Source organism: Nonomuraea wenchangensis, assembly GCF_900111685.1.
GTDB classification, from domain to species: domain Bacteria; phylum Actinomycetota; class Actinomycetes; order Streptosporangiales; family Streptosporangiaceae; genus Nonomuraea; species Nonomuraea wenchangensis.
In genome coordinates, this window is record NZ_FOHX01000001.1 from 246926 (window position 1) to 272133 (window position 25208).

25 protein-coding genes are annotated in these 25208 nt (G+C 72.2%); 14 read left to right on the top strand and 11 right to left on the bottom strand.

The window, feature by feature from the left end; translation table 11 throughout:
- Positions 1–79 precede the first annotated feature (79 nt).
- From BMW85_RS01235 to BMW85_RS01265, 7 genes are all read right to left on the bottom strand, one after another.
- Positions 80–901 carry a carbohydrate ABC transporter permease gene (locus BMW85_RS01235; RefSeq protein ID WP_091075744.1) on the bottom strand — a complete coding sequence of 274 codons (822 nt, stop codon included), beginning with the start codon at positions 899–901 and terminating at the stop codon, positions 80–82.
- Entirely contained in the window at positions 898–1812 is a 915-nt protein-coding gene (locus BMW85_RS01240; protein WP_091075746.1) for a carbohydrate ABC transporter permease, read from the bottom strand. The genes BMW85_RS01235 and BMW85_RS01240 overlap by 4 nt, the downstream gene beginning before the upstream one ends.
- Positions 1809–3086 (bottom strand): ABC transporter substrate-binding protein, encoded by a 1278-nt coding sequence (locus BMW85_RS01245; protein ID WP_091075749.1) that lies wholly within the window; start codon positions 3084–3086, stop codon positions 1809–1811. The genes BMW85_RS01240 and BMW85_RS01245 overlap by 4 nt, the downstream gene beginning before the upstream one ends.
- Positions 3083–4363 carry an alpha-glucosidase/alpha-galactosidase gene (gene melA / locus BMW85_RS01250; protein ID WP_218155623.1) on the bottom strand — a complete coding sequence of 427 codons (1281 nt, stop codon included), beginning with the start codon at positions 4361–4363 and terminating at the stop codon, positions 3083–3085. The genes BMW85_RS01245 and melA overlap by 4 nt, the downstream gene beginning before the upstream one ends.
- Positions 4360–5301, bottom strand: a complete 942-nt coding sequence (locus BMW85_RS01255; RefSeq protein WP_091075753.1) for a carbohydrate kinase family protein — start codon at positions 5299–5301, stop codon at positions 4360–4362. Before BMW85_RS01255 ends, melA begins: the two co-directional genes overlap by 4 nt.
- A gap of 207 nt (positions 5302–5508) precedes the next feature.
- Positions 5509–6105: an Rv1352/Rv1906c domain-containing protein gene (locus tag BMW85_RS01260; RefSeq protein WP_091075756.1), complete on the bottom strand. Its 597-nt coding sequence runs from the start codon at positions 6103–6105 to the stop codon at positions 5509–5511.
- A 22-nt stretch (positions 6106–6127) separates the two neighbouring features.
- Complete coding sequence (locus tag BMW85_RS01265; protein ID WP_091075758.1) at positions 6128–6556, bottom strand: CBS domain-containing protein; 429 nt, start codon at positions 6554–6556, stop codon at positions 6128–6130.
- 145 nt (positions 6557–6701) lie between these two features.
- Here BMW85_RS01265 and BMW85_RS01270 point away from each other — a divergent pair, with 145 nt between their 5' ends.
- The 11 genes from BMW85_RS01270 (at position 6702) to BMW85_RS01320 (ending at position 17703) form a co-directional block, all read left to right on the top strand.
- Complete coding sequence (locus BMW85_RS01270) at positions 6702–8099, top strand: aminopeptidase P family protein (protein ID WP_091075760.1); 1398 nt, start codon at positions 6702–6704, stop codon at positions 8097–8099.
- A 204-nt stretch (positions 8100–8303) separates the two neighbouring features.
- Positions 8304–9056: an MlaE family ABC transporter permease gene (locus tag BMW85_RS01275; RefSeq protein WP_091077086.1), complete on the top strand. Its 753-nt coding sequence runs from the start codon at positions 8304–8306 to the stop codon at positions 9054–9056.
- Positions 9056–9910 (top strand): ABC transporter permease, encoded by an 855-nt coding sequence (locus BMW85_RS01280; RefSeq protein ID WP_091075763.1) that lies wholly within the window; start codon positions 9056–9058, stop codon positions 9908–9910. Before BMW85_RS01275 ends, BMW85_RS01280 begins: the two co-directional genes overlap by 1 nt.
- Positions 9911–9914: 4 nt before the next feature.
- Positions 9915–10934 carry an MCE family protein gene (locus tag BMW85_RS01285; RefSeq protein WP_091075766.1) on the top strand — a complete coding sequence of 340 codons (1020 nt, stop codon included), beginning with the start codon at positions 9915–9917 and terminating at the stop codon, positions 10932–10934.
- Position 10935: 1 nt separating this feature from the next.
- Complete coding sequence (locus tag BMW85_RS01290) at positions 10936–11991, top strand: MCE family protein (RefSeq protein ID WP_091075767.1); 1056 nt, start codon at positions 10936–10938, stop codon at positions 11989–11991.
- Positions 11991–13016, top strand: coding sequence for an MlaD family protein (locus tag BMW85_RS01295; protein ID WP_091075770.1), 1026 nt, complete (start codon positions 11991–11993; stop codon positions 13014–13016). Before BMW85_RS01290 ends, BMW85_RS01295 begins: the two co-directional genes overlap by 1 nt.
- Positions 13013–14032 (top strand): MCE family protein, encoded by a 1020-nt coding sequence (locus BMW85_RS01300; protein ID WP_091075773.1) that lies wholly within the window; start codon positions 13013–13015, stop codon positions 14030–14032. The genes BMW85_RS01295 and BMW85_RS01300 overlap by 4 nt, the downstream gene beginning before the upstream one ends.
- Complete coding sequence (locus BMW85_RS01305; protein WP_091075775.1) at positions 14029–15045, top strand: MCE family protein; 1017 nt, start codon at positions 14029–14031, stop codon at positions 15043–15045. The genes BMW85_RS01300 and BMW85_RS01305 overlap by 4 nt, the downstream gene beginning before the upstream one ends.
- Positions 15042–16382, top strand: coding sequence for an MlaD family protein (locus BMW85_RS01310; protein WP_091075777.1), 1341 nt, complete (start codon positions 15042–15044; stop codon positions 16380–16382). Before BMW85_RS01305 ends, BMW85_RS01310 begins: the two co-directional genes overlap by 4 nt.
- Entirely contained in the window at positions 16379–17086 is a 708-nt protein-coding gene (locus BMW85_RS01315) for a hypothetical protein (protein ID WP_091075779.1), read from the top strand. The genes BMW85_RS01310 and BMW85_RS01315 overlap by 4 nt, the downstream gene beginning before the upstream one ends.
- A gap of 17 nt (positions 17087–17103) precedes the next feature.
- Positions 17104–17703: a 4'-phosphopantetheinyl transferase family protein gene (locus BMW85_RS01320; protein WP_091075781.1), complete on the top strand. Its 600-nt coding sequence runs from the start codon at positions 17104–17106 to the stop codon at positions 17701–17703.
- On the opposite strand, the gene BMW85_RS01325 is transcribed toward BMW85_RS01320, so the two are convergent.
- Positions 17700–18644 (bottom strand): cation diffusion facilitator family transporter, encoded by a 945-nt coding sequence (locus BMW85_RS01325; protein ID WP_091075783.1) that lies wholly within the window; start codon positions 18642–18644, stop codon positions 17700–17702. The genes BMW85_RS01320 and BMW85_RS01325 overlap by 4 nt on opposite strands.
- A 33-nt stretch (positions 18645–18677) precedes the next feature.
- Between BMW85_RS01325 and BMW85_RS01330 the strand changes: the two genes are divergently transcribed.
- From BMW85_RS01330 to BMW85_RS01340, 3 genes are all read left to right on the top strand, one after another.
- Complete coding sequence (locus BMW85_RS01330) at positions 18678–19136, top strand: MarR family winged helix-turn-helix transcriptional regulator (protein ID WP_091075785.1); 459 nt, start codon at positions 18678–18680, stop codon at positions 19134–19136.
- A gap of 76 nt (positions 19137–19212) precedes the next feature.
- The gene (locus tag BMW85_RS01335; RefSeq protein WP_091075787.1) at positions 19213–19866 is read left to right on the top strand and encodes an LppX_LprAFG lipoprotein; all 654 of its coding nucleotides are present in this window, start codon (positions 19213–19215) and stop codon (positions 19864–19866) included.
- Complete coding sequence (locus BMW85_RS01340; RefSeq protein ID WP_091075788.1) at positions 19863–21425, top strand: MFS transporter; 1563 nt, start codon at positions 19863–19865, stop codon at positions 21423–21425. The genes BMW85_RS01335 and BMW85_RS01340 overlap by 4 nt, the downstream gene beginning before the upstream one ends.
- A 27-nt stretch (positions 21426–21452) precedes the next feature.
- Here BMW85_RS01340 and aspS read toward each other — a convergent pair whose 3' ends face one another.
- The 3 genes from aspS to cmk form a co-directional block, all read right to left on the bottom strand.
- Positions 21453–22715, bottom strand: a complete 1263-nt coding sequence (gene aspS, locus BMW85_RS01345) for an aspartate--tRNA(Asn) ligase (RefSeq protein WP_091075791.1) — start codon at positions 22713–22715, stop codon at positions 21453–21455.
- 366 nt (positions 22716–23081) lie between these two features.
- The gene (der, locus tag BMW85_RS01350; RefSeq protein WP_091075793.1) at positions 23082–24473 is read right to left on the bottom strand and encodes a ribosome biogenesis GTPase Der; all 1392 of its coding nucleotides are present in this window, start codon (positions 24471–24473) and stop codon (positions 23082–23084) included.
- Positions 24474–24515: 42 nt separating this feature from the next.
- Positions 24516–25172: a (d)CMP kinase gene (gene cmk, locus BMW85_RS01355; protein WP_091075795.1), complete on the bottom strand. Its 657-nt coding sequence runs from the start codon at positions 25170–25172 to the stop codon at positions 24516–24518.
- Positions 25173–25208 lie beyond the last annotated feature (36 nt).

The following is a 25208-nucleotide window of genomic DNA, read 5'->3' on the forward strand; positions in this document are numbered from 1 at the left end:
TGAGCGCATCCTCCTACGCCCCACCGCACCGCCGCAAACACCGCCGCGAACCCGACGCGGACACGGACGCGCCGGGGGCTCAGCCCTTCAGTCCGCTGAAGCTCATCGTGGCCACGAAGTGCCGCTGGGCCAGGACGAACGCGGCCACGAGCGGCAGCACCGCCACCACGTTCCCCGCCATGAGCGCCGACCACTCGGTGTGCCGGGCGCCGGCGAAGGTGGCCAGGCCGAGTTGCAGCGTGTAGTGCTCTTCGGAGGAGATGGCGATGAGCGGCCAGATGAGGTCGTTCCAGGAGCCGAGCAGCGTGAAGACGACGAGCGTGGCCAGCGCGGGCCGGGCGAGCGGCAGCACCACGCGGACGAACACGCCGACCCGGCCGCACCCGTCGATGGTGGCGGCCTCCTCCAGCTCGCGCGGCAGCGACAGGAAGAACTGCCGCATGAGGAACACGCCGAACGCCGAGGCCAGCCAGGGCACGATGGCCGCGCCGAGGGTGTCGATGAGGCCGAGGTTCTTGAACAGCAGGAACGTCGGGATCATCAGCACCTGCGTGGGCACCATGATGGTGGCCATGAGCGCGGCGAAGGCCACCCCGCGGCCGCGGAAGCGCAGCCGGGCGAAGCCGTACCCGGCTAGCGAGCACAGCACGACGTGCCCGAGCACGGCCGCGACGGCCACGACCACCGTGTTGGCCAGCCAGCGCGGATAGTCGTCCTCGGTGAGGATGCGCTCGAAGCCGGCCAGGGTGGGGTGCTCGGGCCACAGCTTGGGCGGGTAGCTGTTGATGTCGGCGTCCGGCATGAACGCGGTCAGCACCATCCACACCAGCGGCGCCACGAACAGCAGCGCGAGCGGCATGAGCACGAGGTGGGCCAGGTGCCGGGGCTTGAGGTGCTTCATCGCGCGCTCCTCCAGAGGACGGCGCCCGACACGGCGAGCGTGACGAGGAACAGGACGTAGGCGATGGCGGTGCCGTAGCCGGAGTGGAAGAGCTGGAACGCCTGCCGGTAGAGGTAGAACACGACGGTGGTGGTGGAGTCGAGCGGCTGGCCTTTGGTGGTCGTGTAGACGAGGTCGAACAGTTGCAGCGCGGTGATCGTCTGCCAGATGACCAGGAAGACGGTGGCGGGCCTGAGCTGCGGCAGCACGACGTGGCGCAGCACGTGCCGGCCGCTGCCGCCGTCCACGCGGGCGGCCTCGACCAGCTCGCGCGGGATGTCCTGGAGCGCGGCGAGGTAGACGACGGCCGGCATGCCGACGCCGCCCCAGACGGAGATGACGACCAGCGTGAGCATCGCCTGGTCGGGGTCCTGGAGGAAGCCCATCGGGGGCAGGCCGACGGCTTTGAGCGCGGCGTTGACGATGCCGAAGTCGGGGTCGAAGACGAAGTTGGCGAGGATGCCGGTGGCGGCGGCCGAGACGACGTACGGGACGAAGAAGCAGGTGCGGTAGAAGCCGATGAGGCGGATGCGCAGGTTGAGCGCCAGCGCCAGCAGCAGCCCGAGCGCGACCGAGCCGGGCACGAACAGCACGGTGTAGAGGAGGGTGTGCCCGGTCGCCGCGGCCAGCTCGGCGTCGCCCATCAGGTCGGCGTAGTTGCGCAGGCCGACGTAGGAGCCGCCGGTGAGCAGGTCGCCGTCCTGGAGCGACAGCAGCAGCGCCCACACGGCGGGGAAGACGCTGAGCCCGACGATCACGAGCGTGGCGGGCAGGACGAAGCCCCACCCGGTGAGGTGGGGCAGCCACCGGGCGCGCCGCGCCGCCCGATGGGCTGCCACCTTCGCCGTGACGGCGGTCGCCGCGGGGGTCATCGCGAGCGCTCCAGCACCCGGTCCCCTTCGGTGGCGGCCCTGGTGAGGGCCTCCTGCGCGGGCGTGCCGCCGACCAGGGCCTGCGCGATGGCGTTGCCGACCTTCTCGGAGAACTCCGGGTACGCCGGGAGCTGCGGACGCGCCTTCTTGGCGTTGTCGAGGTTGGCGGTGAAGACGTCGATGCCGGGGAAGTCCTCGGTGAACTTCCGGTACGCGGGCAGCTCGGTGGTGGCCTTGCGCACCGGCAGGTTGCCGAGGCCGAGCGTCCACCGGGCGTCCTGCTCGGGGCGGGTGAGCCAGGTGAGGAAGTCGGTGGCGGCCTTGGTCCGGCGCGCGCCGTTGTCGAAGACGACCCAGTTGTCCGGGCCGGCGATGGTCTGGTGGTCGCCGTTCGTGCCGGGGAGGATCTGGACGCCGTAGGAGATCTTGTGGTCGATGATGTCGAGCAGCGCCCACGGTCCCGCGATGACCATGCCGATCTTGCCGCTCTGGAACAGCGGCAGGAACTTCTCGCCGTTCTGGTCGAGGTAGACCGACTTGTCCTGGCGGGCCATGGCGCTCCACAGGTCGAGCGCGGCGACGGCCTGCGGGGTGTTGAAGGCGGACTTCTTGCCGTCGGGGCTGAGGATCTCGCCGCCCTGCTGCCACAGGTGCGGCCAGAAGCGCCAGACGGTGTCCTCGGTGCCGGTGACGGGGTAGGCGGTGCCGTAGACGCCGCCGCCGGTCAGCTTCTTCGCCGCGTCGCGGAAGTCGTCCCAGGTCCAGTCCTTCTCGGGGTACGCGAGACCGGCCGCGTCGAACAGCTTCTTGTTGTAGATGACGGCCAGGTTGTCCACGATGGCGGGGATGCCGACGACCTTGCCGTCCACCTCGGAGACGGCCCGCTCCGACGGCCAGAAGTCGTCCCAGCCGAAGCCGGGCGCGTTCACGGTGGCGGTCAGGTCGTGGACCTTGGGGGTCCTGGCGAGGACCGGCGACCACGTGCCGTACATGTAGGCGATGTCGGGCGCCTTGCCGCCGGCCAGGACCGCCTGCACCTTCTGCAGCATCTCGTCCACGTTGGTGGTGCCGACGGCCGGGACGACCTTGACGTCCGGGTGGGCCTTGCCGTACTCGGCGGCCAGCTCCTCGATGACCTTGGCCTGGCTCTCGACCTGGCCGTGCCACCAGGTGATCTCGATCGGGCCGTTCTCCTGCTCGGCGCCGCCCCCGCCGCAGGCCGTGAGCAGCCCGGCGGCGAGTACGAGGACGGCCGCGCCCGCGCGCGCCCTCATCGCAGGGACTCCGGCAGGAGGCCGGCGTGGGCGGCGAGCAGGTCGTCGCAGAGCGCGTCGATCTGGCCCCCGGTGAGGGAGGCGGCGGTGTTGGGGTCGGCCATCATGGCGTGCCGCACGTGGTCGCGGCGGCCCTCGACGGCGGCGCGCACGGTCAGCTCGTTGACGTTGACGTAGGCGCGGTTGAGCGCGGCGCACTGCGGCGGCAGGTCGCCGACGGCCATCGGGCGGACGCCGAGCGCGTCCACGGTGCACGGCACCTCGACCACGGCGCCGGTCGGCAGGTTGCCGATCAGGCCGGTGTTGGGGACGTTGCCGTAGACGACGCGGGGCGCGCCGGTGACGATGCTGTGGATGATCTGCGGGGCGTATTCCATCGTGCCCTCCACGGTGATCGGCCGGCCCGCGCGGAGCGCGTCGCGGGTGGCCTCGTACTGGCGGACGTTCTCCTCGCTGATGGCGAGGTAGGCGCCCACGGGGATGCGCAGGCGCTCGATCTCGTCCTCGTGGCACAGGTACCAGGGGACGTACTCGGAGGAGTGCTCGCTGGTCTCCGTCGGGTAGAAGCCGAGCCTGCGGTACATGTCCACACGCACCCGGCGGGCCAGCTCGGGGTCGCGCGCGACGGCCTCGTCCAGGCGGGGGTAGAGGCTCTCGCCGCGGTGCTCGAAGCGCAGCATCCACGACTGGTGGTTGACCCCCGCCGCCAGGTAGGACACCTCCTCGTACGGCACCCCGACGAGCTCGGACAGGTCGTGGGCGGTCCAGTAGATCGAATGACAGAGCCCGACCACGTTGCGGACGGGGGTGGCGGCGGCCAGGTACCAGACGTTCATGGCCATGGGGTTGGTGTAGTTGAGCAGCCAGGCGTCGGGGCAGACCTCCGCCATGGCCCTGCCGATGAGGTCCAGGGCGGGGAACGTCCGCAGCGCGCGGAAGATCCCGCCCACGCCGATGGTGTCGGCGATCGTCTGGCGCAGCCCGTAGCGGGCCGGCACCTCGAAGTCGACGCGGGTGGCGTCGATCATGCCGACCTGGATCATGTTGATCGCGAAGTCGGCGCCCTCCAGCGCGCGGCGCAGGCCGAGGCTGGAGGAGATCGTGACGGGGCGGCCGGCGGCGATGACCCGGGCGGCGGCCTCGGCGGTCTCCAGGCGTTCGGGGTGGATGTCGTGCAGCGCCACCTCGAACTCCCCGAGTCCGGGGAGGTCGACCAGGTCGGCCAAGAGGCCCTGGGTGAACTCGACGCTGCCCGCGCCGATGAAGGCGATTTTCACAGTTCCTTCCAGGTGGGCTGGGCGGCGGTGCCGCCGGCGGCCTGGGTCGAGAGGGATCCGCAGGTCACCGCCACGCGCAGGCATTCGCGCAGGTCCAGCCCGCGCAGCCGGGCGGCGATGAGGCCCGCGTTGAAGCTGTCACCGGCTCCCACGGTGTCCACCGGCTCCAGGGGGACGGCGGGGACGCGGACGATCCGGCCCGCGTCCCAGGCGAGCGCGCCCTCGGCGCCGTCCTTGACGGCGACGAGCGGGCCGAGCGCGCCCAGCCGAGCCGCGGCCTGCTCCACAGGCAGGGGCTGGTCGGCGAGGCGGGCGGCGATCGCGACGGCCTCGGCGGCGTTGGGGAGGAAGACGTCCACCTCCGGGAGCACGCCGGCCAGGCCGTCCCACGCGCCCGCCGGGTCGTCGTTGGTGTCGAGCGACGTGCTCGCGCCGCCCGCGCGCTCCTCCGCCAGGAGGCCGGGCAGACCGCCCGCCAGCGCCGGTTGCAGGAAATAGGAGGAGACGTGCACGTGGCGGGCCAGGCCGCGCGGCACGTCGTCGGCGGTCAGGTCGGGCAGGCAGCCGGGCGAGGTGAGGATCGCCCGGTCCTGGCCGTCGGCGAGCACCACGGTCATGGCCGTCGGCCGGGGGCCGACGACGCAGTGCGTGACGTCCACGCCGCGCGCGGACAGGGCGTCCAGGACGAACCGCCCGGCGGCGTCGTCCCCTACCCGTCCCGCGAACGCCACCCGCAGGCCCAGGCGGGCGGCCCCGCACGCGGTGATCGCCCCGGAGCCGCCGAGTACGAGATCGCCGCCGGAGACGAGTTGCTCGCGCTGGCCGTAGGCGAGCCGCCGGGGCGCGCCGGAGAGCACCACGTCGGGGTTGGCGTCGCCGATGACCAGCAGGTCGAACGCGCGCGTCGAGTCAGGGGGGTCGGATGGGGAGAGCCGCATGTCACTCCTCGCGAACGTGTGGTTCGGGACAAGTGGCGCTGCGCGCTGTTCCGCACTCTCCGATCCGCGCCCGTGCCGGGGGCGCCGGAGTGGCGTGGCCCATACCCGTAGGACGTCACGCCAGCACGCTGGACCGTGCCTCCCTCCTGGTTGCCGATAGAATTGCGCGTTCTTGTTCCTTTGTCCAGACTTTGGCGCACCAAATAATCATGCGCGGGTCCATTCCGCGCAGCCACCGGTCGAGAACGCCTTGTCGGTCGGCTGGATGGTGACGGTGGTGGGGCCGGTCGGCATGCCCGAGGTGATGACGTCGTCGAGGCCGGCGGTGGCGCTGCGCATCCGGGCCCAGAAGCACATGGAGAAGCCGGACGTCGGGCCGGTGGTGCGGTAGGTGCCGGGCTGGATGTCGGTGCCGACGACGAGGGTGCGGAGGGAGGCGGGGTTCACTCCGGTCCCGGCGGACGCGCCGCCGCTCGGCACGACCCCGGGCTGGGTCACAGGCGGCTCACCGGCGGGCGGCCCGGAGGTGGGGGGCTCAGAGGCAGGGGGTCCGGAGGTGGGGGGCTCAGAGGCGGGAGGATCGGTGGCGGGGGGATCGGTGTCCTCGACGGTCACCGTCACCGCCGGGTCGGGCTCGGCGTCCGCGCCGCCTCCCGTGCCGGCCGCGCCGAAGCCCACGAAGACGCCCAGCAGGAAGCCCAGCAGCGCGGCGAGCCCGGACACCAGCAGGATGATCGGCGGGCTGCTGGTCGCGCGGGGGTATTCGGGTAAGTATCCGGGGGGAGGCGGCGGCCCGTACGTCACGGGTCCCAGCGTCCCACCCCTGTCAACGGTGCAGGTAGTCGACGAGCGACGCCTTCTCCGTCTCCAGCTCCTCGATGGCGCTCTTGACCACGTCGCCGATGCTGACGATGCCGGCCAGGCGCCCGTTCTCGACGACCGGCATGTGACGGAAGCGCTGCTCGGTCATGATCTGCCGCAGCGCCTCGACGTTCTCGCCGGGCCCGACCGTGTGCACGTCGGTGGTCATGATGGCGGACACCGGCTCCTCCAGCACGCCCGCGCCGCGCTCGTTCAGGTGGCGGACCACGTCGCGCTCGGAGGCGATGCCCTCGATGGTGAAGCCGTCGGTGGAGACCACCACGGCTCCGATGTTGTGCGCGGCGAGCTGCGCGAGCATTGCCCTGACGGACGCCGACGGGGGCACGGTCGTCACCCGGCTGCCTTTGACGCGCAGGATCGTCCCGATGAGCATGTGGCATCACCTCTGCCTCGGTGTTCCTTCTCCTGCCCCAAGGCAAACAAGCCGGTGGGGAGCCCGTCAACCCGTCCCGTAGGCTGCTTGCCGGACCCGCTCCATTACCTGTACCGATTCATCACTTGACCAGGGACACAGTGAGATGACCGAGCCGCTGAACATCGGAAGCCATGACCTGCCCGTCACCGACGAACTGGCCGCCTTCATGCGGACGGGCTGGGCGGACACCCGGCGCACCGACGTGACCGCGCTGCCGATCGCGCCCTGGGCCGCCAAGCGCCGCGCCGCGCTCGCCTCCCGTTTCCCCGGCGAGCGGCTGGTGATCCCGGCGGGCACGCTCAAGGTGCGCAGCAACGACGCCGACTTCCGGTTCCGTCCGCACAGCGCGTACGCGTACCTGACCGGCGCCGGCGAGCCCGACGACGTGCTGGTGGTCGAGCCGTCCGGCGAGAGCGTGCTCTACCTGCGTCCGCGTTCGCCGCGCGGCGAGGGCCAGGAGTTCTACCGCGACCGCCGCTACGGCGAGTTCTGGGCCGGCCGCCGCCCCGACCTGGCCGAGGCCGCCGAGCTCTACCAGATCGAGTGCGCCCACATCCGCGACCTCGACCTCGACCGCCCGGCCCGGGTGCTGCGCGGCGTGGACCCGTCCGTGGACGCCCGGGTGCCGCGCGGCGGCGACGGCGGCGACGCCGAGCTGGAGACGTTCCTGTCGGAGCTGCGGCTGGTCAAGGACGAGTGGGAGCTCGGCGAGCTGCAGCACGCCGTGGACGCGACCGCGCGCGGCTTCGAGGACGTCGTGCGCGCCCTCCCCCAGGCGATGGCCCATCCGCGCGGCGAGCGTTACCTGGAGGGCGTGTTCGGGCTGCGGGCCCGCCTTGAGGGCAACGCGACCGGCTACGAGAGCATCGTCGCCTCCGGCGCGCACGCCTGCGTGCTGCACTGGATCCGCAACGACGGCCGGCTCGACGCGAACGACCTGCTGCTGCTTGACGCGGGCGTCGAGAGCGACACCCTCTACACCGCCGACGTGACCCGCACCTTCCCCCTGTCGGGGCGCTTCACTCCGGCGCAGCGGCAGGCGTACGAGCTGGTGTACGAGGCTCAGAGCGCGGCCATCGCCACGCTGCGCCCCGGCGCCCGGTTCCGTGACTTCCACCTCGCGGCCATGCGGGTGATCTGCGAAGGACTGCGCGACTGGGGCCTGCTCAAGGGCTCGACCGACGAGCTGATGGAGACCGGGCTCTACCGCCGCTACACGCTCTGCAGCAGCGGCCACATGCTCGGCCTGGACGTGCACGACTGCGCCCGTTCCCGCAGCGAGGTCTACCTGGACGGCGTCCTGGAGGAGGGCCACGTGCTGACCGTCGAGCCGGGCCTGTACTTCCAGCCGGACGACCTGACGCTGCCCGAGGAGCTGCGCGGCATGGGCATCCGCATCGAGGACGATCTCACCGTCACCGCCGACGGGGCCGTGCTCATGTCGGCCGCGCTCCCCCGCCGCGCCGACGAGATCGAGTCGTGGATGAGCGGCCTGGCGTAACGAAGCGGCCACGTTTCACCCCGGGCTGACAAGGCATGGCCGGCGCCTCATCGCTTTCCCGCAAATTCTGAACAAAGCGTCGACTACTGGACAACCCGTCAGTAGGGTGGCTGATCCGTAGGCGGCGGAGGTGGTCAGCGCATGGCCGTGCCCGGATCGGCGTCTGGATTCGCTTCTGGATTCTTGGGGCGCAAGGCCCGCTCGATGCTCGGGCAGGTCGGCGATCTGTTCGTCATCGCCCTGGAGGGCCTGCGGCGCAGCTGGGACGTCAAGAGCTGGTGGTGGGAGTTCGTCGACCAGTGCTGGTTCCTCGCCCGCGTCACCAGCGTCCCGGTGCTGCTGGTCTCCCTGCCGCTGGGCGCGACCGTGGCCCTCCAGGTGGGCGAGCTGGCCTGGCAGCTCGGCGCCGGCTCGGCCACCGGCAGCGCGGTGTTCGTCGGACTCATCCGCGAGGTGGCGCCGCTGGCCAGCGCGCTGCTGATCGCCGGGGCCGGCGGCAGCGCCATGACCTCCGACATCGGCGCCCGGCACATCCGTGACGAGCTGTCGGCCATGGAGGTCATGTCCGTCAACCCGATCCACCGCCTGGTCACGCCGCGCATGTGGGCGGCCAGCACGGTCGCGGTGTGCCTGTGCCCGCTGGTCATCCTGGCGGGCGCGAGCGGCGGCTACTTCTTCAACGTCGTGGTGCAGGGCGTCACGCCCGGCGCGTACTTCGACGGGGCGCTGTCCCTGGTGGTCTCCTCCGACCTGTACGTCACGCTGTTCAAGGCGTGGATCTTCGGCTTCATCGCCGCCGCCGTGGCCTGCTACAAGGGCATGACCTGCGCGACCAGCCCGGTCGGCGTGGGCCGGGCGGTCAACCAGGCGACCGTGGTCACGTTCATGCTGGTGTTCGCGTTCAACTACGTGATCTCCGCGGTGTACTTCCTCGCCTATCCCCCGAGGTCCCTGTGATGGTGTCGCGGACCGCGGGTCTGCGGCTCGCCCACCGGGGGCGGGATCTCGCCGAGCGGTTCGCCGGGCTGGCGGACTGGCCGCTGTTCGTGGGGAAGGTGCTCTTCTACTGCGTCCGCGACGTCGTCCTGCGGCTGCGTTACTTCAAGGTCGTCATCCGGCAGGTCAGCGACGTCGTGGTGGGGGTCGGGGCGACCGTCATCGGCGGCGGCATGGTGTTCGTGGTGTTCACCATGGCGTTCGTCGTGGGCGCGACCGTCGGGCTGCAGGGTTATCAGGGGCTGCAGGCCATCGGCGCGGAGTCGTTCATGGGGCTGGTCGGCAGCTTCGCCAACGTCCGCGAGATCACCCCGATCATCGCGGCGACGGCGCTCGCGGCGCAGGTCGGCTCGTCGTTCACGGCCGAGCTGGGCGCGATGCGGATCTCGGAGGAGATCGACGCGCTGGAGGTGATGGGCATCAACGCCTTCACCTATCTCATCTGCACCCGCGTGGTGGCGGCGCTGCTGGCGCTCATGCCGATCTATCTGATCGCGTTGTTCGCCAGCTTCTTCGCCACCCGGCTCATGTGCACGGCGTTGTTCGGGCTCGCGCCCGGCGTCTACGACTACTACTTCTATCTGTACCTGCCGGTCAGCGACATCCTGTTCAGCGTCGCCAAGGTCGGCGTGTTCGCCTTCGCGGTCATCGTGATCCACTGCTACCACGGCTACCACGCCACGGGCGGGCCGGTGGGCGTGGGGGTGGCGGCGGGCCGCGCCATCCGCCAGTCGATCGTCACGATCGTGCTGCTCAACCTGCTGCTGTCGTACCTGTTCTGGGGTGGCGGCGGCAACATACCGCTGACGGGGTGAGCCGGTGGCCCGATTACAACTTCCCCTCGCCGCCCGGGTGGGCATCGCCTTCGCCATGCTCGCCGTGCTGGCGGCGGCGGGGGTCGTCGTGGTGCGCACGGCCACCGAGGTGGCCGGGACGCGGATCGACGCGGTGTTCGCCCGCGCCGGGCAGGGCCTGGACACCAACTCGCCGGTCAAGATCCGCGGCATCACGGTGGGCGACGTGACCGGCGTCTCCCTCGACGCCAGGGGCCGCGCCGTGGTCACCATGCACGTGCGGCCGGGGGTGCGGGTGCCCGCCTCGGCGTCCGCCTCCGTCGAGCCCAGCTCGGTGTTCGGCCCCAAGTACGTCGCGCTCGTCCCCGGCCCGGACGAGGCCACCGGCCCCTTCCTCGCCTCCGGCGCGGTCATCACGAACACCACGGGACCGCTCGACCTGTCCGACACGCTCGGCGCCGCCTACCGCGGCCTGGACGCGATCGACCCGCGCGAGGTCACCGTCATCGTCCACACCCTGGCCCGCGGCCTGGACGGCGAGGGGGGCAACCTGCGCGAGCTGATCGGCGACGCCGGCACCCTCGTCGGCGTCGCCCACCGGCGGCGCGACCTCGCCCGGCGGTTCCTGCGCGACACCGCCGCGCTCGGCACGGCCCTGTCGGACAAGGGCGACGAGCTCGTCTCCATCTCCGCCGACGTCAACGTCATCACCCCCGACCTGCTGAGACGCGCCGACAAGGTACGCGCCCTGCTGGAGGAGACGACCTCGATCGCCGACCAGGGCGCGCACGGCCTGCGCGCGCACCGCCAGGACCTGCGGGCCGGGGTGCACTCCGCCGAGCGAGTGGCCGCGCTCATCTACGCCCAGCTCGGCCTGGCCGGGGACGGCGTGCGCGGACTCAACCGGCTGCTCGACCTGCTCAACGAGCTCGTCGAGGCCCCCGGGCCGGGCGGCAGGAACCAGCTCCAGGTGGAGGCGTTCGTGGAGACCGACGTCTGCGAGCTCATCGTCGGCGCCTGCGGCCCGACCGACGGGAGGCGCTGAGATGGGCGTCTCCGCCGAGCGGGCCCGCCGCCGCTGGACTTTCCTGCGCTTCGCGCTGTTCCTCGGGCTGACCGTGACGCTGATCGTGGTGATCGGCGTGCAGATCGCCCGGGTCGGCGGCGGGGGCGGCTATCGCGTCGTGGCCGCGTTCGACGACGTGTCCGGGCTGGCCGAGGGCGACCAGGTGAAGATCGCCGGCGCGCCGGTGGGCCGGGTCGAGGACATCAGGGTCGTGGACGGCCGCGCCGAGGTCACCATGGAGGTGCAGGACGCCGTGCGGGTGCCGGCCGACACCGAGGCGGCGATCCGCTGGCGCAACGCGATCGGGCAGCGCGTGGTCTACCTGCTGCCCGGCACCGCCGCCGGCCGGCTGCCGCCCGGCGGCCGGATCGCGCGCACCTCGTCCGTCGTGGACGTCGGGCAGCTCGTCAGCGACCTCGGCCCGCTGACCCGCAGCCTCGACGCCGACCAGATCAACCGGCTCCTGACCGCCGCCGCGGCCGCGCTCAAGGGCAACGAGCGCAACATCCCCCGGCTGCTGGACAACGTCGACGCCATCACCACCACGGTCAGCGAACGCCGCCGGACGATCGAGCAGCTGCTCAAGGACTACGCGACCGTCAGCGACGTGGTCGCCCGCCGGGACGTACAGATCGAACGGCTCGTCGACAACCTCGTCACGCTGACCGAGGCGTTCGCCGCCAACCGCCGGCTCGTGGACGACTCGCTGGTGGAGCTGTCGGCCACCGTGCACACCGCCGACCAGGTGCTCGGCAGGAACGCCGGGGAGCTGGGCGCGTTCGTGGACAACCTTCAAGGGCTGACCGGCGGCGTCCGGCGGCACGTCGGCGAGATCGACCGGACGGTGAACACCCTGCAGCCGGTGCTCGCGCGGGCGTACTCGACCGTGGACCGGGGCCGCTACTTCGTCACCGCCGTGCCCTGCGTGGCGCTGGGGCCGGCGCCGTGCCCGTACGGGATGCAGACGCCGCCGCCGCTCCGCAACACCCGCGTGCGGAGCACCGACGACCTTCGCAAGCTGATGGTGGGCCGCTGATGCCGCTCAAATCCTTTCGGGACAGGAACAAGTACGCCGTCGGCCTGGTGTCGATGGTGACGCTCGCCGCGATCCTCGTCGTCACGTTCCTGGTGGGCAACCTCGGGCTGCTGGAGGGCGGCTACACCGTCTCGGGCGTGTTCGCCGACTCCGGCGGGCTGCGGACCGGCAACGACGTACGGGTGGCCGGGGTACGGGTCGGCAAGGTGACCGAGGTGCGCGCCGACTACGCGCGGGGCCAGGTCGTCGTCACCTGGCGGGTGGACGACGGCGTACGGCTCGGCCGCGCCACCCGGGCCGACATCGCCCTGTCGAACCTGCTCGGCGGCCGCTACGTCAAGCTGTCCGGCGCCGTGGCGGCCCCCTACCTGGACCAGCTCCCCGAGGCGCAACGGCACATCCCGCTGGACCGCACGGGCGTGCCGACGCTGGTCAACGACGCCATCAACGACGCCACCCGGCTGGTGAAGCGGCTCGACACCGACGCCGTGGACGACCTGCTGAGCGAGCTGAACAAGGTGGACCTGTCCAAGAAGGGCCGGCTGACCCGGCTGCTGCGCAACATCGGCGACCTGTCGGACACGATCAGCAAGAGCGAGCCGCAGCTCCAGCGGCTCCTCGACAACGGCAACAAGATCATGGACGTCCTGGAGAAGAAGGACAGACAGCTCGTCCGGCTCATCGACGCCATCGAGGTCATGCTGCGCGAGCTGCGCAAACGGCGCAACGAGCTGCGCACCCTGCTCGGCGACGGCAGCGACCTCGTGCAGAGCACCACGCGGCTGATCAGCGAGCACGAGCGCGCCCTCGTCCAGGTGCTCGACGACAACGCGGCCATCACGACCCGGCTCAGCGGCAGCAACAAGGAGTTCAACGCGCTCCTCGCGTGGGCGGGCCCGACGTTCACGGGCCTCGCCACGATGGGCGGCCAGGGCCCATGGCTGGAGGCCATCGCCACCGGTCTCGGTCCCATCAACCCCGAGGTGCTGGCCGCGGTGGCGAAGGACAGGAAGGACGACCGGTGAGGCGGCTGGCGGCGGTCCTGACGGTGTGGGCGCTGCTGGCGTCCGGGTGCTCGGTGCTGGGGGCGCAGCCGTACCGGCTGACGGCGGTCTTCAGCGCCGCGCCCGCCCTGTACGAGCAGGCGCGGGTCAAGGTCATGGGCCTCGACGCCGGCTACGTCGAGAGCATCCGCGTCGACGGCGACCGGGTGCGCGTGAGCCTGCTGGTGGACCGGGAGGTGCCGCTGCCCGCGGACGTCCGCGCCGTGGTCGCGCCGCAGAACACCCTCGGCGAGCGGAACGTCGTGCTCTACCCGCCGTGGCGGCCCGGCGACCGGCGGATCGCGGCCGGCACCACGATCCCGCTGGAGCGCACCGAGCTGCCGGTGGAGATCGACGACGCGCTCGACGCGTTCACCAAGCTGACCGACGCGCTCGACTCCGACAAGCTGGGCGAGACGGCGGGCGACCTGGCCCGCAGCGTCCGGGGCCGCGGCAAGACGATCAACAACGCGATCGCCGACACCGCCGAGCTGACCGGCACCCTCGCCAAGCAGGACCAGCAGCTCGTCGACCTGGCCAAGGGCCTCAACAGGATCGCCACCACGCTCAACGAGCGCGAGAGCCAGGTGACCGGCGCCATCGACTCCTTCTCCGAGGCGAGCGCCATCCTCGCCGAGGAGCGGCGGCGGCTGCGCGGCTTCATCGCCGGGATGGCCGACTTCGTCCGGCGCGGCGACGTGCTCATCGAGCAGTACTCCACCCGGCTGCCGCAGGCCGCGGGGACGCTGGCCGAGCTGGTCCTGACGATGCGGGCCAACAGCGAGTCCGTCGCGCGGGCGGTCAAGGGCGCGGCCGACTTCGCCGACGTGCTCGTGGACTCCTGGGACAGGAAACACCACGTGCTGAAGATCAGGGTCGTGCTCAACGCGCTCACCAGGGCGTGGCTGCAGCCGCTGTTCGACGCGCTGAAGCTGGGACCGGTGCCGTGCCTGCCCGGCGGGCTCAGCAACTGCCCCTTCGAGAGGAGACGGCGATGAGGGCCCGCCTGCCGGCCGCGCTGCTCGCGCTGCTCATGACCGCGTCCTGCTCGCTGCCGACGCCGGGCGCCACGACCGGCGAGCTGACCCTGCACGCCGTCTTCGACGACGTGCAGAGCCTGGTCACCGGGCACAGCGTGCAGATCGCCGACGTACGGGTCGGCACCGTCACCGGCATCCGGCTCCAGGGCTACCGGGCCAGGGTCACCATGTCGGTCCAGGCCGCGCACCGGGTGCCGCAGGGCAGCACCGCCACCGTGGCGAAGACGTCCGTGCTGGGCGAGAACTACGTTCTGCTCACCCCGCCGCCGGGCAAGGACCTGAGCACGGGACCGTACCTCGCGGACGGCGCCACCATCGCCGAGACCTCCGTCGAACCGGACATCGAGCAGGTCACCGCCAGGGCCGGGCCGCTCATCGAGGCGCTCGGCGCGCAGGACGTCAACGCCATCCTCGACGCCGCCTCGACCGCGTTCGCCGGGCAGGGCGACCAGGTCAACCGGCTGATCAGGCAGACCGCCGAAGTCACCGACGCCTACGCCGCCGCCCGCGCCGACCTCGCCACCACCATCGACGCGCTGGCCCGGCTGGGCGACGACCTGGCCGAGGGCAGCGCCGAGCTGGACCGGCTGCCCGGCACGCTCGCCGCGGCCACCTCCCGGCTCGCGCACGGCCGCCGGCACATCAAGACGACCGTGATCGCCCTGACGAAGCTGGCCGAGGAGGCCAACCTCACCGTCTACCCGCGCCACGCCGCCCGGCTGCGTACGCTGCTGCGCGAGCTGGAGGCCGTCTCGTCGTCCATGCAGCGCGGCAAGGAGGACCTGAAGAGGCTGGTGAACGAGCTCCAGGAGTTCATCGACGCGCCGCCGATCGTGGTCAACGGGCAGATGCTCACCTACCTCTGGCTGAAGGGCCTGCTGCTGCCCGCCCCTGGCCCCTCCTCCTCCGCCGACCCGCCCGCGGCCGACCGGGGCGGGGACTTCCGCCTGCTGCTGGAGCCGCCGCGATGAGGAACCGCATCTACCTGAACCTCGGCTTCTTCGTGCTGCTCGGGATCGTCATGACGGTCTGGGCGTTCAGCACCATCATCCGGCTGGACGTCATCGAGCGGCCGTATCGGGTGTCGGCCGAGTTCGTCTCCTCCCCCGGGCTGGTGCGCGGGTTCGACGTGGCGTACCTGGGGGTGCGGGTCGGCAGGATCGGCGACGTGCGGCTCGCGCCCGGCCGGATCGTCGTCGGGCTCGACCTCGACCGGGACGTACGGCTGCCGAAGGGCGTGACGGCCGAGGTGCGGCGCAAGTCGGCGGTCGGGGAGCCGTACGTGGAGCTGTCACCACCCGCGAGCGGTGTGCGCGGGCCGGTCCTCGCGGCCGGGGACACGATCCCGCTGACGAGGACGGCGGTGCCGCTCGACTACAAGCGGCTGTTCGAGGGCGTCGGCAAGCTGCTGAACGCCGTGCCGCCCCGCGACGCCAGGACCATCACCCACGAGCTGGCCGTCGCGCTCGACGGGCGGGCGCCCGCGATCCGCAACCTCATCGAGGATGCCCACTCGCTCACCGGGACGCTGGCCGACAACGCCGACGCGCTCGACGAGCTGGCGGTGCAGCTCACCCGGCTCACCCACACCCTGGCCGGGCGGAAGGACGCGCTCGCCTCCGGGATCGGCGACCTCAGCGCGGTGACGGCCGCGCTGCGGGCCTCGCGCACCGACCTGAACGCCTTCCTCGACCAGGGGCCGGGCGTGTTCGCGCAGCTCGACGCGGCCGTCAAGCGGTCACGGCCGGGGTTCTCCTGCCTGCTGACGGGGCTCGGGCTGCCGCACCGCCCCGCGTTCTCGGCCGCGACCGAACGCAACACCCACCACCTGCTCTCCATCGTGCCGACGGCGCTCACCCTGGCCGGCGACATCAGCGAACGGCAGGGCGGCACCGTGTACGGGAAGGCGACGTTCATCTTCAGCGTGCCGGGCGGGCCGACCCCGGCCGAGGAGTACGCGGGGCCGCTCGGGCCGCCGTCCGTGCCCCGGGTGCGCGCCTGCCCGAAGCGCGCGGTGGCCGCCGACGTCCGCCACACCGGCGCCCCGCCCTCCCCAGCCCCTGACCCCGACCTCGCCACCACGTCGCCGCCTGATCCCCCTGCCGAACCGTCTCCCGAACCGTCGGACGAGGGCGAATTCGACACCGGGACGCCCTCCCCCAGCGGGGTGGCCGCCCCGTCGTCCCGTACCCCGACGAACATCGTCCCGCTGATCGCCGCGATATTCCTCGCCGTGGTGGCGAGCGGCGGCATCGTGGGCTGGACCGCGGCGGGCCGGGCGGCCCGCCGCCGTGAGGAGTCCGAATGACCCCCGAACAGGACCTCGCCCCCTCCCCGGAGGAGACTTCCCCTTCCCAGAAGAAGCCCTCCTCCCCCGAGCCCGAGGCGACGCCCGCTCCCCCCGAATCCGAAGAGACGCCCGCCGGTGACCGGGGGAAGCGGCACCGGATCGTCCGCGCCAAGCTGGCGGGCGCGATGGCCGCCATGCTGGTGGTGGCGCTCGCCGCCACCGCCGGGCTCCAGTGGTTCGCCGCGGCCCGCGCCGACGAGGCCCGCACCGCGCTGGAGGCCGAACGGGCGCTGCGCCTGGAGGTGTCCGGCGCGGCGAGCGCGTTCAGCACGTCCCTGCTGAGCTACGACTACCGCGACCTCCAGTCCACCCGCTCCACCCTGAGCGCCCAGGCGACGGGCGACTTCCTCACCACCTACGACACCGCGTTCGGCGGCGCGATGGCGCAGGTCATCGTCAAGCTGAAGGCCGTCGCCCAGGCCACGGTCCGCGAGGTCTACCTGGCCGACGTGGACGAGGCCACGGCCCACGCGATCGTCGTCGTCGATCAGCAGGTGAACACCTCGGAAGCGATCCGCTCGGTGAAGGATTCGCACCTTAAGATCGCTCTTGTGAAGGAAAAGGGCGTCTGGAAGGTCCGCGACGTCACCGTGCTCGGCGCCGCCTCGGACGACCAGTACGCCCTCGACGACGGCAAGAACGACGGCAAGAAGAAGGACTGACGATCAGCCCTCTGGCGATGGGCGGCCACCCCGGCGAGGTGCGCGCGCCCGAACACTGGCTCACCGACGTGGAGCGCGAGCGTGCCGCGCGGTTCCGGTTCGAGGCGGACCGTGAGACGTTCGTGGCCGCCCACCTGCTCGTCCGGCTCTGCGCGGCGGCCGCGCTCGGCGACGGCGCCGACCCGGCCGCGCTGACGCTGCTGCAGATCTGCGACGTGCACGGCCCCGGCCACGGCCGGCCGTACCTGGAGCAGGCCCCCGAACTGGGCGTGAGCCTCAGCCACACCCGCGGGTACGTGTGCGCCGCGGCCGGCCCCGGCAGGGTCGGCGTGGACGCCGAGCACGTGCCGCCAGGATCGTTGGACGAGGCACTGGCCGAGCGCGTGCTCACCCCGCGCGAGCGGGCCGAGGTCACCGGCAACGACGAGCTGATGCGGCGCTGGACCCGTAAGGAGGCGCTGATCAAGCGGGGCGAGCTGTCGCTGGACCGGCTCGACCGCGGCGGCGACGACCTGGACGGCCGCCACCTGCTGGAGTGGACCGCCGGTCCGGACATCAGGGTCGCGGTCGTCACGGACCTCCCGGCCCGACGCGTGCCGATCCCGCACCTGGGCTAGCCGGCGGCGCGGCGGGTCGGGGTGGGGTCGAGGAAGACCATCCTGACGACGGGGAAGTCCCTGCGCAGCCGCCGGTCCACCTCGTCGCAGGCGATCTCGACGCCGGCCGCGGTGGCCTCGTCCCTGAAGTCGATCTTGGCGGCGACCAGCACCTCGCCGGGGCCGATCATCATGGTGAGCAGTTCGACGACGTCCTCGACCTCCGGCTGGGCCAGGAGCACCGCGCGGATACCGGTCTGGATGCCGGGCGGCGCGGCCTGCCCGATGAGCAGCGACAGGTTGGCCCGGATCAGGGTGAGCGCGGCCAGCAGCAGGAGCAGGCCGATCGCGACGGAGGCCAGGCCGTCCCACAGGGCCGACCCGGAGAGCTGGGAGCCGAGCAGCCCGCCACCCGCAATCACCAGCCCGGCCAGCGCGGCCGTGTCCTCGAACACCACGGCCTTGAGCGCCGTGTCGGAGGTGATCCGCACCAGCCGCACCGGATGGAGCCGGTAGCGGGCCGCCTCGGCGCGCAGTTGCCCGTACGCCTTGGCGAACGACAGGGCCTCGATGACGAAGGAGACGGCCAGCACGATGTAGGACGGGACGAGGTCGCCGAGCTTCTCGCCGTGGCTGATCACGTGCACACCGTGCGTGACGGAGAAGCCGGCGCCGCCCACGAGCGTGGCCACCGCCGCCATCATCGCCCAGACGAACCCAGCCTTGCCGTACCCGAACGGGCGACGCCGGTCCGCCGGCCGGGCCGCGCGGCGGATCGCGACCAGCAGCAGGACCTCGGTGACGGTGTCGGCGGCCGAGTGCGCGGCCTCCGAGAGCATGGCCGCCGAGCCGCTGAACAGGCCGGCGATCAGCTTGGCCAGCGCGATGGCCAGGTTCGCCGCGCCGGCCACGAGCACGGTGCGGAGGCTCTCGCCGCCCTTCTCCGCCGGCCTCTCCCCCATACCGTTCACTCTACGTACGCTAATGTTGAGATCATGAGCGCCCCTCGCTGGCTTTCATCCGCCGAACAGCGTGCCTGGCGCACGCACCTGGCGCTGCACAAGCTGCTCATGCACCGGCTCGACCGCGAGCTGCAGGAGCACTCCCTGTCGCTCAACGACTACGAGATCCTCGTCAACCTGTCGGAGAGCCAGGGCCGCCGGATGCGCATGAGCGACCTGGCCGACGCCACCATCCAGTCCCGCAGCCGCCTGTCGCACCAGATCTCCCGCATGGAGGCCAAGGGCCTGGTCAAGCGGGAGGACTGCCGTGACGACCGGCGGGGCACGTTCGCCGTGCTGACGGACGAGGGCTGGGAGACCATCCAGCGGGTGGCGCCGTTCCATGTGGCGAGCGTGCGCGAGCACTTCGTGGACCGGCTCACCGACGAGCAGCTCGAATCGATCGAGGCGGCGTACGCGCCGCTCGTGGAGCAGCTGAAGAAGCTGCGCTGACCGCGCCACGGGCCCGACACTCAACCGATATCCGCGACGGCGCGCGGCCTCCGCCGCCGGTCGCTACGATCCGCTCATGTTCAGAAGACTTCTGATCGTGGCGGTTCTCGCGCTCGTGTCGGCCTGCTCGTCGGGCGGCGGCGGTGGCGAGCCCGAGCTGCCCGCCGGCCCCGACCTGATGAAGAAGGCCGCCCAGGCCATGACGACGGTCAAGTCGGCCGCCTTCTCCATCGCCACCGAAGGCAAGCCGGAGGTGCCGCTGCAGAAGGCCGACGGCAGGCTCACGGCCGGCGGCGACGCCGACGGCACGCTCACGATCTCCATCCTGGGCAACCTCCAGGAGGTCACCTTCGCCCTCGTCGGCGACACGGTGCACTTCAAGGGCCCGACGGGCGGCTTCCAGAAGATGACCCGGCAGCAGCTCGCGCAGTTCTACGACCCTTCGGTGATCCTGGAGCCGACGAAGGGCATCGCGAAGTTGTTGTCCTCGGCGACGAACCCGCAGGTCGAGGGCGTCGAAGGCGGCGCCTACCGGGTGGCGACGACGTTCCCGGCCCAGGTGGTCAAGGACATCGTGCCCGGGGTGACCCAGGACGTGAACGGCAAGGTCTGGATCGACCAGGCCACCAGCAGGCTCGACAAGGCGAGCCTGCCGTTGCCCGGCGGCACCGTGACGGTGTCGTTCAGCGACTACGACGCGCCGGTCACGATCACGCCGCCCGCCGGATGATGGCCGTCGCCCGCCGGGTCGCGCTCGGCGCGGGGGGCGCGGTGGTGCTGCTGGCCGCGCTCGACGCGTACGTGGTGGTGACCGTCCTCATCGAGATCGCCAGGGACGTCGGCGTGCCGCTCAACCATCTGGAGCGGGCCACGCCGATCGTCACGGGTTTCCTGCTCGGCTACATCGCGGCGATGCCGCTGCTCGGGCAGCTCTCCGACCGTTTCGGGCGGCGGCCGCTGATCCACGCCTGCCTGGCGGTGTTCGCGCTCGGGTCGGCGCTGACGGCGCTGGCGGCCGGCGAGACGATGGTGGTGGCCGGGCGCACCGTGCAGGGCATCGCCGGCGGGGCGCTGCTGCCGATCACGATGGCGCTCATCGGCGATCTGTGGGAGGAGCGGGAGCGGCCGGTCGCGCTCGGCGCGGTCGGCGCGGCGCAGGAGCTGGGCTCGGCGCTCGGCCCCCTCTACGGCGGGCTGCTGGCGCAGATCCCGGCGTTCGCGGTGGCGGGCGTGGAGCTGGGCGGCTGGCACGCCATCTTCTGGGTCAACGTGCCGCTGGCGGCGCTCGCGGCCGTGGCGGTCCACTTCACCGTCCCCGGCCGTCCCGCCCGCCCAGTGGAAGGCGGGGCGGAAGGCGCGGCCCGGCGCGTGGACGCGGTGGGTGGCGCCCTGCTGGCTCTCGCCCTGGCCCTGCTGGTCATCGGGCTCTACAACCCCGACCCGGCCGAGGCGTTCCTGCCGCCCTGGGGAGCGCCGCTCATCGCGGCGGGCGCGGTGGTGGCCGGGGTCTTCGTCTGGTGGGAGATCCGCTCCCCCGTACGCATCCTCGACCTGTCCGGCGTTCCCAAGGGGCCGCTGCTGGCGACGCTGGGCGTGAGCTTCCTCGCGGGGGCGGCGCTGCTGGTCACGATGGTGTTCGTGCCGTTCACCGCGCAGACGCTGCTCGACCGGGACGAGCTGGGCGCGGCGTTCGTCCTGGCCCGCTTCCTGATCGCGCTGACCGTCGGCGCGCTGCTGGGCGGGGTTCTCGCCCGCCGGCTGGGTGAGCGCGTGGTCGCGGTGGCGGGCATGGCGGTCGCCGCCGTCGGTTACGGGCTGATGAGCCGCTGGCCGCTGCGGCTGGCCGAGGCGGGCCTGGTCGTGGACGCCGACCTGGTGGTGGCCGGGCTGGGCCTCGGCGTGGTGATCGCCCCGGTGTCGTCCGCGGTGCTGCGGGCCAGCCGGGCCGACCAGCACGGGGTGGCCTCGGCGGCGGTCGTGGTGGCCAGGATGATGGGCATGCTGGTCGGCATCGCGGCGGTGTCGGCGTGGGGGTTCCACCGGTTCCAGTCGCTCACGGCCGACCTGGACACGCCGCTCCCGTTCGGCGTGGACGCCGCGACCTACCAGCGGCAGCTCGCCGAGTACACCGCGCAGGTGCAGGCGGCGCTGCACGTGGAGTACACCGAGATGTTCCTCGTCACGGCGTTCGTCTGCCTGGCGGGCGCGGCGGCCGCCTTCCTCATGCCGCGCACCCTTGCCGCGCGGGTGCCCGCCCCGGCCCCGGACCCGGCGGCGGAGACCCGCTGACCGGGACCGGGGCCGGGGCGCCGCCGGTCAGGGTGACAGGCGGTGGAGGTCGCGGGGGAAGGCGGTCGTCTCGCGGATGTTGGCCGCGCCGGTCAGCCGGGCCGTCCAGCGTTCCAGGCCCAGCGCGAACCCTCCGTGCGGCGGCATGCCGTACCTGAACGCCTGCAGATACCCCTCGTACGGCTCCACCGGCTCCCCGCGGGCGGCCAGCGCCGCCGTGTAGTCCTCGTACCGGTGCAGCCGCTGCCCGCCCGTCACCAGCTCCAGCCCGCGGAACAGCAGGTCGAAGCCGTTGGAGTAGGCGGGCCTGGCGGGGTCGGGGTGGGTGTAGAACGGCCGTTTGGCCATGGGGTAGCCGGTGACGAACAGGAACTCCGACCCGTGCTCCCGCAGCGCCCACTCCGACAGCCACCGCTCCTGCGCCGGGTCCAGGTCCGGCTCGCCTGAGGAGGTGAGCCGCTGCGCCTCGGTGAAGTGCACGGCCGGGATCTCGGCGGGCACGTCCGGCAGTGTCAGGCCGAGCAGTTCGACGGCCGGCGCGGCGCGGCGGCGCACCGACGCCAGCATGCCCGCGACGGCCTCGCGGAGCACGGCCATGACGTCCCGGTGGTCGGCGACGAAGCCCAGCTCGGCGTCCAGGCTGGTGTACTGGGCCAGGTGCCGCGCGGTGTCGTGCGGCTCGGCGCGGAAGACCGGCCCCACCTCGTAGACCCGCTCGAACACCCCCACCATCGCCTGCTTGTAGAACTGCGGCGACTGGGCCAGGTAGGCGGGCCGCCCGAAGTAGTCGATGCCGAAGACGTTCGCGCCGGACTCGGTGGCCGAGGCGACGATCTTCGGGGTGTGGATCTCGGTGAAGCCGAGCCGGTCGAGCGTCTCGCGGAACCCGGCCACGCTCGCGGCCGAGATCTCCAGCGGCGCCCGCAGCCGGGGATGGCGCAGCGCGACCGGCGCGTGGTCGAGCACGGTCGGCAGCGCGGCGGGCACCACCGGCCGGTAGAGGTCGAACGGGGGCGGCGCGCCCGGCTCGGCCAGCACCTCGATCTCCGGCTCGGTCAACTCGACGCCGCCGGGCGCCTGCGGCCGGGCGGTCACGGTGCCGGTGACCCGGACCACGCTCTCCTCCCCCGGCAGGCCGCTCCCGGTGACCACCTGGGCCAGGCCGGTGCGGTCGCGTACCACGAGGAAGGACACGGATTTCAGGTGCCGGCGGCGATGGACCCAGCCGGCGATCGTCACTCGTCGTCCGGTGTGCTCGGCGAGCTCAGCGGACAGGATACGAGAGATCATCACAGCTCCTTTTACGGAATGTGCGTGATCCCTTGGGAGTGCGGGGGAGAAGGGAACTCCCGGTGCCACCGCACTTTCGCCGCCCCGCCGGAGCGGCGCGGCCTCGAAGAGGACCCGATGACGGGGGTCAGGCCGGCGGGGCATTTCCTCCCCGCACTCAGGAGTGTCTTCGCCGCGGGGCCCGGGGCCGCCTTCTCAGCTTCCGGCGGCTCTCTGCACCCGAGCGGGACCGCGGCTACTCGGCTCCCTCAACGCGTTGCCGATCACTTTACGGCCGCGCGTGGCTCGCGGGCAAAGCGGGGGCGCTCCCGGACTCCAGGCGAGCGGCGAGCGGGCGCTCCCGGTCTCCGGAAGCGCCCGCGTCGATCACTTGTCCTTCTTGGAACGCTTTTCCCTGATCTTCATGGTGACCTCGATCGGCGAGCCCGCGAACCCGAACTCCTCGCGGATGCGCCGCTCGATGAAGCGCCGGTAGGTGTCCTCCAGCCAGCCGGAGGTGAACAGCACGAACTTCGGCGGCTCGGTCGACGCCTGCGTGGCGAAGAGGATCTTCGGCTGCTTGCCGCCCCGCACCGGCGGCGGCGTCTGCTGCACCAGCTCGGTCAGGAACGCGTTGAGCCGCGCCGTCGGCACCCGCGTGGACCACGAGTCGAGCGCCTTCTCCAGCGCAGGGACGAGCCGGTCGACGTGCCGCCCGGTCTTGGCGGAGATGTTGACCCGCAGCGCCCACGGGGTGCGGACGAGCTGCCGGTCGATCTCCTTCTCCAGGTAGTAGCGGCGGTCCTCGTCGACGAGGTCCCACTTGTTGAAGGCGACCACCATGGCCCGGCCCGACTCGATGACCAGGCCGATGATGCGCAGGTCCTGCTCGGTGAGCGGCTGGCTGGCGTCGACCAGCACGATCGCCACCTCCGAGCGCTCCAGGGCGGCGCGGGTGCGCATGGCGGCGTAGAAGTCGGCGCCCTGCAGCTCGCGGTCGCGCCTGCGGATGCCGGCGGTGTCGATGAAGCGCCAGGTGCGCCCGCCCAGCTCGACCAGCTCGTCCACCGGGTCGCGGGTGGTGCCCGCCATCGGGTCGACCAGCACCCGCTCCTCGTCGGCGAGCTTGTTGAGCAGCGAGGACTTGCCGACGTTGGGCTTGCCGAGCAGCGCGATCCTGGCCGGGCCGCGCTCGGTCTCGAAGGTGACGCGCGGCGTGTCGGGCAGCGCGTCGAGCACCACGTCGAGCAGGTCGCCGCTGGAGCGGCCGTGCAGGGCCGAGACGGGGTAGGGCTCGCCGAGGCCGAGCGCCCACAGCGCGGCGGCCTCGAGTTCGAGCTGCTGGTTGTCGACCTTGTTGGCGGCCAGCACGACCGGCTTGCCGGACTGGCGCAGCACGGCGCCCACGATCTCGTCGGCGTCGGTCGCGCCGACGGTGGCGTCCACCACGAACACGATCACGTCGGCCAGCTCGACGGCGACCTGTGCCTGCTCGGCGATGCGCAGGCCCATGCCGGTCGCGTCGGGGTCCCAGCCGCCGGTGTCGACGACGGTGAAGCGGCGGCCACGCCAGTTGGCCTCGTAGGTGACGCGGTCGCGGGTGACGCCCGGCACGTCCTCGACGACCGCCTCGCGGCGGCCGATGATGCGGTTGACCAGCGTGGACTTGCCGACGTTCGGGCGTCCTACGATGGCGACGACGGGCAGCGGCGTGCTGTCGCCGTGCTCGGTGATCTCAAGGTCGTCGAGCTCTGCCTCGACCCAGTCCCCCGTTGACACGATATTTCGTCCTTTGTGTGAGTACCGCGCCTGACATGGTCATCAGACGCGCTCCTTGACCAGCCTCAGCACCTCCGCGATCACCTCGTCGAGGCTGAACGCGGTGGTGTCGAGCTCGATGGCGCCATCCGCCATCGAGAGTGGGTCGGTCTTCCTCGTCGAGTCCAGGGTGTCACGCCTGGCCAACGCCTCCTGCTGCGCCTCGACCGTGGTGCCCGCCAGCTCGGCGGAACGCCTGCGGGCACGCGCCTCCGCGCTCGCCGTCAGGTAGATCTTGACGGGGGCGTCGGGGCAGACGACGGAGCCGATGTCGCGGCCCTCGACGACGATGCCGCCGGCGCCGACGACCTCACGCTGGAGTGCGACCAGCCGCGCCCGCACCTCGGGGACGGCGGCCACGGCGGAGACCGCGCCGGTCACCTCGGCCTCCCTGATCGGCCCGCCGACGTCGACGCCGTCGACGTGGATGGCGGGCGCGTCGGGGTCGGTGGCGGCGACGATGACCGGCTCGCCGCTGCGGGCCGCGATCGCGGCCGGATCGGCGAGGTCGACGCCCTCCCGGAGCATCCACCAGGTCATCGCGCGGTACATGGCCCCGGTGTCGAGGTAGCGCAGGCCCAGCGCGCGGGCGACCCCGCGCGACACGCTCGACTTGCCCGACCCCGAAGGTCCGTCCATGGCGACGACCAGACCGGTCACGGCCTCTCCCTCTTCACGTGTGTCTCGACCTGAAGA

Bases quoted from the DNA above. Each gene is read 5' to 3' on its own strand.
- BMW85_RS01310 (WP_091075777.1), top strand. From the start codon at position 15,042: ATGAGGAACCGCATCTACCTGAACCTCGGCTTCTTCGTGCTGCTCGGG.
- BMW85_RS01320 (WP_091075781.1), top strand. From the start codon at position 17,104: ATGGGCGGCCACCCCGGCGAGGTGCGCGCGCCCGAACACTGGCTCACC.
- BMW85_RS01245 (WP_091075749.1), bottom strand. From the start codon at position 3,086: ATGAGGGCGCGCGCGGGCGCGGCCGTCCTCGTACTCGCCGCCGGGCTG.
- BMW85_RS01235 (WP_091075744.1), bottom strand. From the start codon at position 901: ATGAAGCACCTCAAGCCCCGGCACCTGGCCCACCTCGTGCTCATGCCG.
- BMW85_RS01290 (WP_091075767.1), top strand. From the start codon at position 10,936: ATGGGCGTCTCCGCCGAGCGGGCCCGCCGCCGCTGGACTTTCCTGCGC.
- BMW85_RS01270 (WP_091075760.1), top strand. From the start codon at position 6,702: ATGACCGAGCCGCTGAACATCGGAAGCCATGACCTGCCCGTCACCGAC.
- BMW85_RS01240 (WP_091075746.1), bottom strand. From the start codon at position 1,812: ATGACCCCCGCGGCGACCGCCGTCACGGCGAAGGTGGCAGCCCATCGG.
- BMW85_RS01325 (WP_091075783.1), bottom strand. From the start codon at position 18,644: ATGGGGGAGAGGCCGGCGGAGAAGGGCGGCGAGAGCCTCCGCACCGTG.
- BMW85_RS01340 (WP_091075788.1), top strand. From the start codon at position 19,863: ATGATGGCCGTCGCCCGCCGGGTCGCGCTCGGCGCGGGGGGCGCGGTG.
- BMW85_RS01335 (WP_091075787.1), top strand. From the start codon at position 19,213: ATGTTCAGAAGACTTCTGATCGTGGCGGTTCTCGCGCTCGTGTCGGCC.
- BMW85_RS01305 (WP_091075775.1), top strand. From the start codon at position 14,029: ATGAGGGCCCGCCTGCCGGCCGCGCTGCTCGCGCTGCTCATGACCGCG.
- BMW85_RS01280 (WP_091075763.1), top strand. From the start codon at position 9,056: ATGGTGTCGCGGACCGCGGGTCTGCGGCTCGCCCACCGGGGGCGGGAT.
- BMW85_RS01330 (WP_091075785.1), top strand. From the start codon at position 18,678: ATGAGCGCCCCTCGCTGGCTTTCATCCGCCGAACAGCGTGCCTGGCGC.
- aspS (WP_091075791.1), bottom strand. From the start codon at position 22,715: ATGATCTCTCGTATCCTGTCCGCTGAGCTCGCCGAGCACACCGGACGA.
- BMW85_RS01295 (WP_091075770.1), top strand. From the start codon at position 11,991: ATGCCGCTCAAATCCTTTCGGGACAGGAACAAGTACGCCGTCGGCCTG.
- BMW85_RS01255 (WP_091075753.1), bottom strand. From the start codon at position 5,301: ATGCGGCTCTCCCCATCCGACCCCCCTGACTCGACGCGCGCGTTCGAC.
- BMW85_RS01315 (WP_091075779.1), top strand. From the start codon at position 16,379: ATGACCCCCGAACAGGACCTCGCCCCCTCCCCGGAGGAGACTTCCCCT.
- BMW85_RS01275 (WP_091077086.1), top strand. From the start codon at position 8,304: ATGCTCGGGCAGGTCGGCGATCTGTTCGTCATCGCCCTGGAGGGCCTG.
- BMW85_RS01265 (WP_091075758.1), bottom strand. From the start codon at position 6,556: ATGCTCATCGGGACGATCCTGCGCGTCAAAGGCAGCCGGGTGACGACC.